At 73.4% G+C, this 12,573-nt stretch carries 11 protein-coding genes; 4 read left to right on the plus strand and 7 right to left on the minus strand.

What is annotated here, in order from left to right; genetic code table 11:
• Positions 1 to 105: 105 nt before the first annotated feature.
• The 5 genes from ACFYON_RS25640 to ACFYON_RS25660 form a co-directional block, all read right to left on the minus strand.
• Complete coding sequence (locus ACFYON_RS25640) at positions 106 to 1,566, minus strand: ATP-binding protein (RefSeq protein ID WP_387189188.1); 1,461 nt, start codon at positions 1,564 to 1,566, stop codon at positions 106 to 108.
• Positions 1,567 to 1,697: 131 nt separating this feature from the next.
• The gene (locus tag ACFYON_RS25645; RefSeq protein WP_357710251.1) at positions 1,698 to 2,900 is read right to left on the minus strand and encodes an alanine--tRNA ligase-related protein; all 1,203 of its coding nucleotides are present in this window, start codon (positions 2,898 to 2,900) and stop codon (positions 1,698 to 1,700) included.
• 430 nt (positions 2,901 to 3,330) lie between these two features.
• Positions 3,331 to 4,692, minus strand: coding sequence for a glycosyltransferase family 4 protein (locus ACFYON_RS25650; protein ID WP_387189208.1), 1,362 nt, complete (start codon positions 4,690 to 4,692; stop codon positions 3,331 to 3,333).
• 192 nt (positions 4,693 to 4,884) lie between these two features.
• The gene (locus ACFYON_RS25655; RefSeq protein WP_355095742.1) at positions 4,885 to 6,024 is read right to left on the minus strand and encodes an acyl-CoA desaturase; all 1,140 of its coding nucleotides are present in this window, start codon (positions 6,022 to 6,024) and stop codon (positions 4,885 to 4,887) included.
• Positions 6,025 to 6,038: 14 nt separating this feature from the next.
• Positions 6,039 to 7,130, minus strand: coding sequence for a ferredoxin reductase (locus ACFYON_RS25660; protein ID WP_354873106.1), 1,092 nt, complete (start codon positions 7,128 to 7,130; stop codon positions 6,039 to 6,041).
• Between the two features lie 83 nt (positions 7,131 to 7,213).
• Here ACFYON_RS25660 and ACFYON_RS25665 point away from each other — a divergent pair, with 83 nt between their 5' ends.
• From ACFYON_RS25665 to ACFYON_RS25680, 4 genes are all read left to right on the plus strand, one after another.
• Positions 7,214 to 8,437, plus strand: coding sequence for a PucR family transcriptional regulator (locus ACFYON_RS25665; RefSeq protein ID WP_387189187.1), 1,224 nt, complete (start codon positions 7,214 to 7,216; stop codon positions 8,435 to 8,437).
• Between the two features lie 106 nt (positions 8,438 to 8,543).
• A complete protein-coding gene (locus tag ACFYON_RS25670) occupies positions 8,544 to 9,548 on the plus strand; it encodes an Acg family FMN-binding oxidoreductase (protein WP_387189186.1) in 1,005 nt (334 codons plus the stop codon).
• 34 nt (positions 9,549 to 9,582) lie between these two features.
• Positions 9,583 to 9,711 (plus strand): hypothetical protein, encoded by a 129-nt coding sequence (locus ACFYON_RS25675; RefSeq protein ID WP_354873100.1) that lies wholly within the window; start codon positions 9,583 to 9,585, stop codon positions 9,709 to 9,711.
• 523 nt (positions 9,712 to 10,234) lie between these two features.
• Positions 10,235 to 10,396, plus strand: coding sequence for a hypothetical protein (locus ACFYON_RS25680; RefSeq protein WP_357710257.1), 162 nt, complete (start codon positions 10,235 to 10,237; stop codon positions 10,394 to 10,396).
• Positions 10,397 to 10,429: 33 nt separating this feature from the next.
• Here the strand turns inward: ACFYON_RS25680 and ACFYON_RS25685 are convergent, their stop codons facing one another.
• Both ACFYON_RS25685 and ACFYON_RS25690 read right to left on the minus strand, forming a co-directional pair.
• Positions 10,430 to 10,690, minus strand: coding sequence for a hypothetical protein (locus tag ACFYON_RS25685; protein WP_354873098.1), 261 nt, complete (start codon positions 10,688 to 10,690; stop codon positions 10,430 to 10,432).
• A 19-nt stretch (positions 10,691 to 10,709) separates the two neighbouring features.
• A complete protein-coding gene (locus ACFYON_RS25690; protein ID WP_354873131.1) occupies positions 10,710 to 12,494 on the minus strand; it encodes an N-acetylglutaminylglutamine amidotransferase in 1,785 nt (594 codons plus the stop codon).
• Positions 12,495 to 12,573: the final 79 nt, after the last annotated feature.

Genomic DNA, 12,573 nt, shown 5'->3' on the forward strand with positions numbered 1-12,573 from the left:
CCCCGTAGACACCCAATTCGTCTACGGCATCTGACCACCACACCCACCACGGCGGGACCCGGACACCACCGGGTCCCGCCATCACGGCAGGTGCGGCCGGCGACCTCAGCCGCGCCGCAACCCCGCGACGGCCTCCCGCATGTCGTCCTGGCCGATCGGAGCCGGCGGCGCACCCTCCGCCGCCTCCCGGAGCGCCTTGGCGAGTTGCACCCGCCGCAGCGCCTCGCGTAGGTCCGCGCCGGTCAGCCCGGCCGTGTCGGCGGCGAGCGCGGCCGGGTCGAGGTCGTCGGCGAACATCGTGAAGCCCGGCCGCTCGTACCGCTCGATCAGCTCGCGGACCATCTTGGTGAGGATCTCGACGCGTCCGGCCTCGTCCGGCGCCGGAATGGCGATCTTCAGGTCGAAGCGGCCGGAGCGGATCAGCGAGGCGTCCACGCGCTGCGGGAAGTTGGTCGTGGCCACCACGATGACGTCGGGGTTCTCCTCGAACAGCGTGTTCATCTCCTGCTTGAAGATGCCCGCGACGGCGTTGACGGCCTGGCTGGCCGCGTCGCCGCCGGCACCGGCGTAGCTGATGATCGAGTCGAACTCGTCGAACAGCATCACGGTGGGCCGCCGGTAGCGGCGTGCCTCCCGGAAGATCCGCTTGATGTTGCGTTCCGAGCCGCCGAGGTACTTGTCCAGGATCTCCGGGGTGCGGATCTCCACGAAGTCCGCGCCGATCTCGTTCGCCAGCGCCCGGGCCAGCATGGTCTTGCCGGTACCGGGCGGCCCGTACATCAGGATGCCCTGCGGCCGGCGCGCGCCCCAGCGGGCCATCGCCGCCGGGTGCCGGAACGACACCGCGACCTCGCGGAACCGCGCGACCACGTCGGACAGTCCGCCGACCTGGTCGAGGGTCACCGCCGCGCTGCGCGGCCCGGCCGCGGTCACCGGCCGCCGCACCACGAGGTACGTCCGTCCGCGCAGCACCGTCGGCTCGTCGCTGTCGCCGGACAACTCGCGTACGGCCTGGAGCAGCAGGCCGAGCATCGCCCGCAGATGCGCCGGCGCCACCTCGGCGCTGGGCACGTCGGCGCGGATGCGTACGGTGCCGTTGTCCTGGTCGACGCGGGGCCGCAGCCCGGCTTCCCGGGCCGTGCGCAGCACCTCCCGGCCGGCCTCGTCGCCCGGCGGCGCGGCGAGCGTGGCGACCGGTCGCGGCCAGATCCGCCGCCCGGCCTCCGCCGCGATCCGGCCCACCGCGGCGGCCGGGCCGTCGCCGCCGCAGGCGGCCAGCCGCTCGGCGAGAAGCACGCCGACCGGCCCGGCCAGCCCGAGGGCGAGCAGGCCCGCCGGGGTGCTCTCCACCCGCAGGTACGCCTCGAAGCGGTGCACCGGCTGCCCAACTGCGACGTCGGCGCGCACGGAGCAGCGCATCTCCCGCACCGGGGCCGGGAAGTCGCCGTCGACCAGCAAATCCACCGGCCCGTCGACGGCGGCGGCGAGCAGCCCGGCCGCGTCGGCGATGCGCACCTCGGCGCCGAGCAGCGGCACCGTCTCCTCGTCCGGCCGTACCTCGGTCATCGGCTGCCCTCTCCTCGCGGCGGCGTCCGCTTCCCTCGCGTGGCGTCCGCCTCCGAGTCTGGCACCGGCCCGGCCGGGCGGCCACCGCTCAGCCGCCGCCGCTCACCCGGCCGCCGCTACCACGCCGCCGCTCAGCCGGCCTCGGCGAGCAGACCGTCGACCAGGTCACGGGGCAGCCCGTGGGTGTCGTGCAGCCAGTGGTAGTCGCGCTCGGTCAGCGGTCCACGCGCCCGTACCCGGTCGACGAGCGGCCGTCCGCGTCGCAGCAGCCCCCGGAAACGGCGTTCCTCGTCCACAAGTGTCGCCCGCAGCGAGCCGACGTCGACCGGCTGCCCGCCGGGCTGCGTGCCCGGTCCGAGCGTCTGGCGGAAGCGGTGCAGCGTGTCCGCGTACAGCTCGGGTGGCAGCTCGTCCAGGCTGCGCGCCGGGTCGTCGCGCCACAGCACGGTGAGCGCGCGGCGCAGCAGCCGCCGCAGCACGTACCCGCGGCCGGTGTTGCCGGGGCGTACCCCGTCACCGAGCACGACCACCGCGGACCGCAGGTGGTCGGAGACCACACGCAGGTCCGTGCCGTGCAGGTCCCAGTTGCCCACCTCGTCCACCCACCGGCGCAGCCCGTCGCCGGTGAACACGGACCGGTCGCCGCGCAGCACCATCTCCAGCCGTTCCAGGCCCATGCCGGTGTCGATGCTGGACAGCGGCAGCGGCGTGAGCCGGCCGTCGGGGTGCCGGTGGTAGCGCATCTGCACGTGGTTCCACACCTCCACCCACCGCGCGTCGGTGCTCGGCGTGCCGGTGGGCGGACCGTCGCCGGTCCACACGAAGATCTCCGAGTCCGGTCCGCAAGGGGCGGTCGGGCCGTTGGACCACCAGTTGTCCTCGCCCAGCGCCTCCACCGGCACGCCGAGCCCGGTCCAGGTGCCCCGCGCGGTGTCGTCCGGGCCCTCACCGTCGCCGCCGCCGAACACCGTGGCGTGCAGCCTCCCCACCGGGATGCCGAACCCGCCGGTGAGCAGGTCGAAGCCCCAGCGCAGGCTGGTCGCGATGTCGTAGTCGCCGAGCGACCAGGAGCCGAGCATCTGGAACACGGTCAGGTGGGTGTCGTCGCCGACCTCCTCCAGGTCCGTCGTGCGCAGGCACCGCTGCACGTTCGCCAGTCGCCGTCCGCCCGGGTGCGGGCGCCCCAGCAGGTACGGCGTGAGCGGGTGCATGCCCGACGTGGTGAACAGCACCGGGTCGCCGGGTGGCGGAACGAGTGAGCTCTCGGGCGCGAGCTGGTGGCCGTGCCGGTGGTAGTGGTCGAGGAACGTCTGGGTGATGTCGTCGGGTGTCATGGCGGGTGCCTTCCGGGTACGGGTGACCGGACGGCCCGCCGCGCGCGTTTCACGGCGTCGACACGACGACGCCGGCGGACCGTTTCCGGTCGCCGGCGTGGGTGTGGGGCAGGTTCAGGCGGCGGCAACCGGCGAGCGGGAAGCTCGCCCGGCCGCGGCGGTAAAGGTGCGCCTGCTCTGCATACCTTGGACGGTAGCCCGGCCCCCACCGTCCCGCCTACCCCTTTTCCGCGTGCCCCGCGCGCCCCGCACCCCGCACCCCGGCCCCGCGCAAGATCAACACCACTCCCCCGAAATGGCGGGGTCACGGGCACTCGGATGCCACCACCTCGCCGAGCTGGAGTTGACCATGGCCCTCCAAGGCGCGGGTGGAACGTCATGGGTGTCAAAACGGGTCCGAGACACCCATGGTGTTCCACCGGAGCGGGCGTCAGCGGGTGGGAGTGAGCAGGCGGCGGTAGAGGGCGTCCAGGTGTTCGGCCTGCGCCTCCCACGTCCACCCGGGCAGCGGCGAGTCCGGGCCCTCGTAGGCGGCGCGGTAACGGGCCGGGTCAGCGAGGACCGCCCGCACCGCGCGGGCCAGGTCGGCGGCGTCACGGGCGCGGAACACCTCACCCTGGCCGGTGGCGAGGACCGTCTCGGCCATGGTGCGTACGTCGCTGACCACGATCGGCAGCCGCGCGTGCGCGTACTCGAAGAACTTGGTGATCAACGCGATCTCGTGGTTGGGCCAGTGGTGCAGTGGGATCAGCCCGATGTCGGCGGTGGCGAGGAACGCGACGAGCTGGCGGTGCGGCACGTACGGCAGCACGTGCACCCGGTCGTCCACCCCGTGCCGGGCCGCGCGGGCGACGACCTGGCGGACGTCGGCGGCGTCCGGGTCGGCGACGACAAGCGCCAGGTGTACGCCGGGCAGCAGCGGCAACGCCTCGACCACCGTGTCCACGCCGCGCTGGACCGCCATCGCCCCGCTGTAGACGAGCAGCGGCGTGTCCGGGGGCAGACCGCACCGCTTCCGCAGGTCGGGGGCGTCCTCATCGAGGGCGGCGGTGACCGGGGCGTTGAGGACCACGGTCGGGCGTTCGGGCAGGGCGTGGTCGCGTACCAGCAGGTCGGCGAGGGTGTCGGAGACGGTGACCACCGCGTCGGCGTGGCCGACGTACTCGCGGACGTAGCCGAGGTGCGCGGGCAGCCAGCGGGCGTTGTCGTGACGCGGTCGCGCGCCGGGCAGCCACTCGTGCGCGTCCCAGACCAGCTTGACGTCGCGTCCGGCGGCACGGGCGCGGTCCACGGCACGGGCGGCCACGCCGAGCATCCGGAAGTCGTGCGCGTGGATCAGGTCGGGGCGCAGGTTGTCGACGACCGGCCCGGCGACCCGTTCGTAGTCCCAGAGCCCCGGCTCCAGTCGCCGCCAGGCCCCGTCGCGCAGCCGGGCGCGCCAGTAGCGGACCTCGGCGTGCTCGACGGGCCTGCGGGCGAGCCGCGCCGCGCGCAACGGCAGTCCGCCCCGGGCCAGCAGCCGAGCCCGCAGCCCGGACACGCAGCGCAGGCCGGAGCCGTCGCGCGAACCAGCGCCCCGGCCCGAAGCGGAGACGCCGCCGCCGAGACCGGAAACGCCGGCCGGTGCGGCGGCGAGCGGCAGGACGCGTACCTCGGCGTCGCCGAGCCGCCAGCGGCGTTCGGCGTCGACGTGGGCGCAGCCGATCAGCGTGACGTGCCAGCCGGCGTCGGCGGCCGAGCGGGCCGCCTTCTGCACCCGCGAGTCACAGTCGACCGCGTTGTCGACAAGCATGACCACCCGCCGGCCGAGCCGCATCGTCGAACACCCCTTCACCCGTACGCCCGGACGGGCGCGAGTGTACGGGGGCGCGGGGCTGTCACGACGGCCACGAAACCGGCTCTGAGCTGCGCGGATGCCGACTGTGCAGCGGATGGTCAGGTGCCGGCCGGTGGAAGTTCACCGGCCGTGCACCGAACGGGCGGGTCAGGCCGTGCCGGAGGAGGCGAGCTGGGCCGGGGCGACCGGCTGGCGGCTGTCGTTGCGGTTGGGCAGCGACAGGCGGATGACCTTCCACCAGGCGGAGGCGACCTGCTTGGGCAGCGGGCCCGTGGTGTAGTGCAGGCCGTACCTGTCGAACAGCGCCCGCACCTGCGGGGCGATCTCCTGGTAGCGGTTGCTGGGCAGGTCGGGGAAGAGGTGGTGCTCGATCTGGTACGACAGATTCCCGGTCATGATGTGCAGCAGCCGGCTGCCGCTGATGTTGGCCGAGCCGAGCATCTGCCGCAGGTACCACTCGCCGCGCGTCTCGCCCTCGATGGAGGTCTTCTCGAACGTCTCCACGCCGTTGGGGAAGTGTCCGCACATGATCACCGAGTGGCTCCACACGTTGCGCAGGAGGTTCGCGGTGAACGTGGCGGCGAGCGTGGTCAGGAACGACGGGCCGGACAGCAGCGGGTGCACCACGTAGTCCTTGAGCACCTGGCGGCGGATCTTGCGGCCGACCGCCTTGGCCTTGGCCCGGAACTTCGGGTCCTTGAGGTTGCGCTGCTTGAGGTGGTCGCCCAGCTCCATGTCGTACGCGGCGATGCCGTACTCGAAGAACGCGGCGTTGAGCAGGTTCCACAGCGGCTGCCCGAGGTGCATCGGGTGCCAGGGCTGGTCCTCGTCGACGCGCATGATGCCGTAGCCGAGGTCGTTGTCCTTGCCGACGACGTTTGTGTAGCGGTGGTGCAGCTCGTTGTGCGACTGCTTCCACTGGTCGGCCGGGGAGACGTGGTCCCACTCCCAGGTGGTGGAGTGGATCTTCGGGTCGCGCATCCAGTCCCACTGGCCGTGCAGGACGTTGTGCCCGATCTCCATGTTCTCCAGGATCTTGGCGACCGTGAGACCGGCCGTGCCGACGATCCAGGCCGGCGGGAACAGCGAGAACAGCAGCACCGCCCGACTGCTCATCTCCAGTGTCCGCTGGGTCTTGACCACCTTGCGGATGTAGCGGGCGTCCCGCTCCCCCCGGTCGGCGAGTACCCGGTCCCGGATCGCGTCCAGTTCCTTGCCGATGATCTCGATGTCCTCGGCGCTCAAGTGGGCGATCGGGTTGACGGCTTTCCTCTGGATGACGGTCACGTGGGTGGCTCCTGTCAGATATCGATGTCGCAGGTACCGGCGGCGGCGGACACGCACGTCTGCACGAGCACGCCGTCCCCCGGTACGGCAGTGGTGATGTCGCCGTTGCGCAGGTCGCGGACGGCGCCCTGGCGCAGCGGCACGACGCAGCCGAAGCAGATGCCCATCCGGCACCCGGAAGGCATCAGCACTCCGGCGTTCTCCCCCGCGTCGAGCAGGGTGGTGGACCCGTCGGACTCGACGGTCACGCCCGCTCCGGTGAAGGTCACGGTTCCTCCCTCGCCCGTCGTGATCACCGTCGGGCGGAACCGTTCGGTGTGCAACCGCTCGACGAGGCCGTTCGAGGACCAGTACCCCTCAACGGCGTCGAGCATGCCGATGGGTCCGCAGGCCCATGCCTCCCGGTCGAGGTGATCGGGCACCAGCCCGGTCAGTTCGGCGACGTCGAGCAGGCCGTCGGTGTCGGTGTGCCGCTCGATCAGCCGCAGCGCGCCGCGTTCGGCGAGCGCGCGCAGTTCCGCGCCGAAGATGACGTCGTCGCGGGTGGGCGCCGAGTGCACGAGCACCACGTCGGCCCGGTCGGCCAGCCCGGAGCGCAGCATCCCCATGACCGGGGTGATGCCGCTGCCGGCGGTCAGGAACAGGACGCGCTCGGGCGGCGCGGCGGGAAGGACGAACTCGCCCTGGGCCTGGTCGAGGTGCACGATGGTGCCGGGCCGGAGCCGGCGGACGAGATGGTTGCTGACCTTGCCGTCCGGGATGGCCTTCACGGTGACGGAGATCCGGCCGTCGGCGGCGTCCGGCGGCGAGGTGATCGAGTACGCGCGCCACTGGCGGACCCCGTCGACGTCCACGCCGAGGCGGATGTACTGGCCGGGCCGGTGGCCCTGCCAGGCACGACCGGGCTGGATCACCAGCGTGGCCGCGTCCCGGGTCTCCGGGCGGACGGCGACGATCCGGCCGCGCAGCGGGGCGCCGGCGCGAAGGGGGGCGATCAGGTCGAGGTAGTCCTCGGGCAGCACCGGCGTGGTGACCGTCTCGGCCAGCCGCAGCAGCCTGTCCCGGAAGGTGACCTTCTGAGCGCGGCGGGGGGCAGTTGTGGCCATATGACCAGCGTGACCGCCAGATCGCATAACATCTTGACCGACAAAGGTGAAAAAGTCGCGGGTTTTTGTTCGGAGGGAACAACATGACCTTGGAGGCCGGTGCGGGGCCGCGTGCCGCCCACCTCAATCTCGACGCCGGGATGGCCGAGACGCTACGCGCCCGGCTACCGACGGTCGCCGAGCGGACCGTCTCCGCGATCACCGCCGAGGTGCCGGACTACTCCGGCGCGCTCACCGGCGCCATGCGGGCGAAGATCGAAAACGCGGTACGCATCGCACTGGGAACGTTCCTCCAGCTCATCGAGGGTACCCAGGCGTTCGACCCGAGCACTCCCCTGGCCCCGGCACTGGAGGCCGCGTACGCGCTGGGCAGCGGCGAGGCCCGCTCGGGGCGCAGCATGGACGCGTTGCTGGCCGCGTACCGGGTGGGCGCCCGGGTGGCCTGGCGCGAGGTGTCCACCACGACGGTACGCAGCGGGCTGGCCGCCGCGACGGTGGCCGAGTTCGCCGAGTTGATGTTCGCCTACATCGACGAGTTGTCAGCCGCGAGCGTGGCCGGGCACACCGACGAGCTGGCCAGCGCGGGCCGGATGCGCCGCCGCAGCCTGGAACGGCTCACTCAGCAGTTGCTGGCCGGTGAGCCGGAGGAGTCGCTGCGGCGCAGCGCCGAACGCGCCGACTGGCCGCCACCGCAGACGCTCACAGTGGTGCTGCTGCCCCGCCGACACCTGCGCGCGGTGCTGGCGCTGCTCAGCCCGTACACGTTGGAGAGCGGCGAGGACCTGCCCGGCATGAACCCGGTCGAGGAGTTGGCCGTACTGCTGGTGCCGGACATGCACGGCGGCCGGCGCCGCCAGCTCACCCGGCTGCTGCGCGGGCACCGGGCGGTGCTCGGCCCGGCCCGGCCCTGGCACCGGGTCGCCGCGTCGTACCAGCGGGCCACCCGGGCGCTCGCGCTCGACCTCGGCGAGCCGGACGCCGGACCTGTCGACACCGAGCGCCACCTGGCTACGCTGCTGCTCAGCATGGATCCGGAGGCCCTGGCCGACCTGCGCGCGCAGGCCCTCGCGCCGCTGGCCGCGCTGCCGCCGGCCACCGCGCACCGGCTGGCGGAGACGCTGCGGTCGTGGCTGCTGCACCAGGGACGCCGCGAGGAGGTGGCCGCCGACCTGTTCGTGCACCCGCAGACCGTCCGGTACCGGATGGGCAAGCTCCGCGAGTTGTTCGGCGACCGGCTGCACGATCCCGCCACGGTCCTCGACCTCACCATCGCCCTGGCCGTACCCCCGGAGCCGGACGACGCCTGACGCGACGCCGGGGCGCACGGCCCGGCACGGCCGTGACCTCCGGCCCTGTCCGCCCGCGCCGGCGGCGGGCAGGGTCGGAAGGGGACGAGCAACCAGGAGGGCCGCCATGAACAGCTCATCGACCCGCATCGACCAGGACCCGAGGGTACGGGTGCTGGAGGCGGCCGCCCGGCAGTCCTTGCACGCCCCGTCGGTGTTCAACACCCAGCCCTGGTGCTGGCGGCTCACCGGTGACACGTTGGAGCTGCGCGTCGAGGCGGACCGGCAGCTCGCCCACACCGACCCGGACGGACGGCTGCTCATGCTGAGCTGCGGCGCCGCCCTGCACCACGCGCGTGTGTCGCTGACGGCGGTCGGCTGGGCGGCCACCGTCGAGCGGCTGCCCGATCCGGCCGACCCGTCGCTGCTGGCCCGGCTGCGTACCACCGGCCCGGCCGACCTGGACGTGCCGGCGGGTCGCCTGGTCGAGGCGATTCCGCGTCGCCGCACCGACCGCCGGGCGTACGGGGACCGGCCGGTGCCGGAGGCCGTGCTGGCCCGGCTCGGGGACGCCGTCGAGGCCGAGGGCGCGCACCTGCACGTGGTGCGGCCGGACCAGATGCCGATGCTGGCCGTGTCCACCGGACGCGCCGCCGACGCGGAGCTGGCCGACCCCGCGTACCGCCAGGAGCTGCACGACTGGACCCACCGCCCGGCGGGCAGCGGCGACGGGGTGCCCGCCGCCACCGCCGTGCGCCCGTCCCCGCGACGGGTGCCGCTGCGCGACTACGCCCCGGGCGGGGCGGCCGGGCTCAGCGCGGGCGCGGACTTCGACCGGGGCGCGGCGTACCTGATCCTGTTCGGCGACTCCGACGAGCCGTCCGCCTGGCTGCGGGGCGGCGAGGCGCTGTCGGCGCTGCTGCTCACCGCCACCGCCGAAGGGCTGGCGAGCGCGCCGCTCAGCGACGCCGTGGAGCTGGCGTGGCCGCGCCGGATGATGCGCGAGCTGCTGGCCGGCATCGGTGACCCGTACCTGGTGGTGCGTGTCGGATGGGGTCCGGACGCGGAGCTGCCGCCGGCGCCGCGCCGCGCGCCGGCCGACGTGATCGAGGTGGTGGACCAGCTGCGGTGACCCGGTGCGGCCGGTTGCGTCGTAGCCTCGACGGGTGTGGAAACCCGACCCGGCCGCGCGTGAGTCGCTGACCCGGGCGCTGGGCCTGCACGCCGTGGTCCGGCACCCCGCCGTGGTCCGGCCCGAGCTGGTACGCGAACGCCACCACCACCGGCGGCAGTGACCGGACCGGCCTGGCCCGCTTCCAGTTTCCTGGAGGAGCTGACCCGGGCGCTTCGATCGACGAGCGCACCACGGTCCATGCGCTGGGTCGTACGCTGCACCACTGTGGCCGATCTGGTCCGCGACTGGCGAGCCACGCACCGTCACGTCGCCCTCGATCCGGCAGTGAGTCACAGAGGGTGACTGCTGGCCGCCAGGCGGAATGGACCGATTTCGGAATCACACGCTCCCTACCAGCGGCGATGCTAGGCCGGGCGGCGGCCACACCCACACCCCTGCCCGCCCTTTGCTCTGCAGCCTCATACGCGGCGATGGCCGTGCGTCACCGCTGCGCCGACGGATGCAGAGCAAAGGGCGCGCGGTGCGCCATGCCGCGGGTAGCTTCGCCACTACAGGGGGTGACGGGTAGGGCCGGCAGAGGTCGGGGTGCCGGGCTTCGAGGGCGGCGACGGGGACGTCATGACGGCGTATCGAGTCCCACCGCTGAAGAGCCGGGCAGGTGAGTACGGCCGTCGGGCGGAAACGTGCTCCCGGCGCCCGTCCGGCACATAGCGTGGGACGAGGGGCGGCCTGCCCGGGGCGCCGGTGAGCGGAGGGAGAACGCGGTGACGGAGCCGGAGGAGGAGCAGGAGAAGACCAGCAAGACCGATCGGGTGCTGTTCTCACCCGACGGCGACCAGCAGTGAGCGCGCCGTCCCGCCCGGGCTCGTGAGGCCAAGTCAGACCGGCGGGATGCCGGAGCGGCCGATGTCCGACATGTCGTCGCCGATCTCGGTCCGGGTGCCGGCCACCGGGCCGGCGCCCGCCTCGGTGTGGTCCTCCACGCAGGCATCGCCCAGGCCGTGCATCAGCTCCCCGACGACGGCGAGCGCCGAGCCCTTGTCCGGGCTGGGCGTGCCGGTGGCGAGCACCTGCCCGTCGCCGCCGACCACGGTGAATCCCACGCTGCCGTCGGCCCCGCTCTCGATGACGAACTTCACAGTGCTCCTCCCGCCCCGCTCAGCTCACGCCGTGCGTCTGCAACCACAGCTCCAGCAGGCCCAACTGCCACAGCTTGTTGCTGCCGGCGGCGGCCTGGGCCCGGTCCGGCTCGGCCAGCAGTTCCTCGACGTACGCCCGGCGGAACAGCCCGCGCCGGCGCGCTTCGGGCGCACTCAGCGCCTCGACCACCAACTCTCGCACGGGCCCGTCGACGTTGCGCAGCGCCGGCACCGGGAAGTAGCCCTTCGGCCGGTCGATGACCTCGGCGGGGAGCACCTCCCGCGCCACCTCCTTGAGCACGCCCTTGCCGCCCTTGGCCAGCTTGTGCTCGGGCGGGCACGCGGCGGCGAGCGTGACGAGGTCCTGGTCGAGGAAGGGCGTGCGCACCTCCAGTCCCCACGCCATGCTCATGCTGTCCACCCGCTTGACCGGGTCGTCGGGCAGCATCAGGTGCGTGTCCAGGCGCAGCACCGCGTCCACGGCGGTCTGCGCGCCGGGCGCGGCCAGGTCGGCGGCGACCAGTTCGCCGCTGGCGTCGCCGTCGCAGGCGTACGCCGGTTCGACCACCTCGGTCAGCTCGGCGTGGTCACGGTCGAAGAACGCGGCGGTGAACTCGGCCGTCGCGTCCTCGCGCGCCGAGCCGGCCAGCCGGTGGTGGTAGCCGTATCCGGCGAACACCTCGTCGGCGCCCTGGCCGGACTGCGCCACCTTCACATGCTTGGCGACCTGCTCGGAGAGCAGGTGGAACGCCACCACGTCGTGGCTGCCCATCGGCTCGGTCATGGCCGTGACGGTGGCGCGTACGGCCGGGCCGAGGTCGCCGTCGGCGAGCCGGATGCGGTGGTGGTCGGTGCCGAACGTGCGGGCGACCAGGTCGGAGAAGTGGAACTCGTCGCCGGTCTCGTCGCCGCGGCTGTCGAAGCCGATGCTGAACGTCTGGAGGTGGTGCTGTCCGGCGTCGTCGAGCAGCGCCACGATCATGCTGGAGTCGAGGCCCCCGGAGAGCAGCACGCCGACCGGCACGTCGGCGACCAACCGGCGGCGTACGGCGGCGCGCAGCGCGTCCCCGACGGCGGCCCGCCAGTCGGCGGCGTCCATGCCAGCGTGGGCCGGGTCGCGCCGGTACTCGGGCCGCCAGTAGACGCGCTCGCGGCTGCGCCCGTCGGCCTCGATCACCCGGACCGTGGCCGGCGGCAGCTTGCGGATCCCGCGCAGGATCGTGCGCGGCGCCGGCACGATCGAGTGCCAGGACAGGTAGTGGTGCAGCGCGACAGGGTCGATGCCGGTGTCCACGTCGCCGCCGGCCAGCAGCGCCGGCAGCGTGGAGGCGAACCGGAGCCGGCCGGGCGACTCGGCGAGGTAGAGCGGTTTGATGCCCAGCCGGTCGCGGGCCAGCACGAGGCGGCGCCGCCGCCGGTCCACCAGCGCCACCGCGAACATGCCGACCAGGCGGTCGACGAACCGCTCCCCCCATTGCGCGTACGCGACCAGGATCACCTCGGTGTCGCTGGTGCTGTGGAACGTGTGCCCTGCCGCGCGCAGCTCGTCGCGCAGCTCCGGGTAGTTGTAGACGCAGCCGTTGAAGACCAGGGCCAGGGCGAGGTCGTCGCGGACCATCGGCTGGGCGCCGGCCTCGGAGAGGTCGATCACGGTGAGCCGGCGGTGCCCGAGGGTGATCCAGCCGTCGCTCCACGCACCCTCGCCGTCCGGGCCGCGTGAGCGCATGGCGGCGGTCATCCGGGCCACCGCGGCGGCGTCGGGGACGGCCCCGTCGAATCTCGCCTCACCGCTGATCCCGCACATCTCAGCGCCCGCCGGTCGGTCGAGGAGCACCCACCACGCCAACCTCCCGCCGCGTCGTCTCCCGGGCGGTCCGCCGGGT

It is taken from the genome of Micromonospora sp. NPDC005686 (genome assembly GCF_042871665.1).
Classification (GTDB): Bacteria; Actinomycetota; Actinomycetes; order Mycobacteriales; family Micromonosporaceae; genus Micromonospora.

Coding starts and splice junctions, on each gene's coding strand:
- ACFYON_RS25640 (WP_387189188.1), bottom strand. CDS start 1,566: ATGACCGAGGTACGGCCGGACGAGGAGACGGTGCCGCTGCTCGGCGCC.
- ACFYON_RS25645 (WP_357710251.1), bottom strand. CDS start 2,900: ATGACACCCGACGACATCACCCAGACGTTCCTCGACCACTACCACCGG.
- ACFYON_RS25650 (WP_387189208.1), bottom strand. CDS start 4,692: ATGCTTGTCGACAACGCGGTCGACTGTGACTCGCGGGTGCAGAAGGCG.
- ACFYON_RS25660 (WP_354873106.1), bottom strand. CDS start 7,130: ATGGCCACAACTGCCCCCCGCCGCGCTCAGAAGGTCACCTTCCGGGAC.
- ACFYON_RS25665 (WP_387189187.1), top strand. CDS start 7,214: ATGACCTTGGAGGCCGGTGCGGGGCCGCGTGCCGCCCACCTCAATCTC.
- ACFYON_RS25670 (WP_387189186.1), top strand. CDS start 8,544: ATGAACAGCTCATCGACCCGCATCGACCAGGACCCGAGGGTACGGGTG.
- ACFYON_RS25690 (WP_354873131.1), bottom strand. CDS start 12,494: ATGTGCGGGATCAGCGGTGAGGCGAGATTCGACGGGGCCGTCCCCGAC.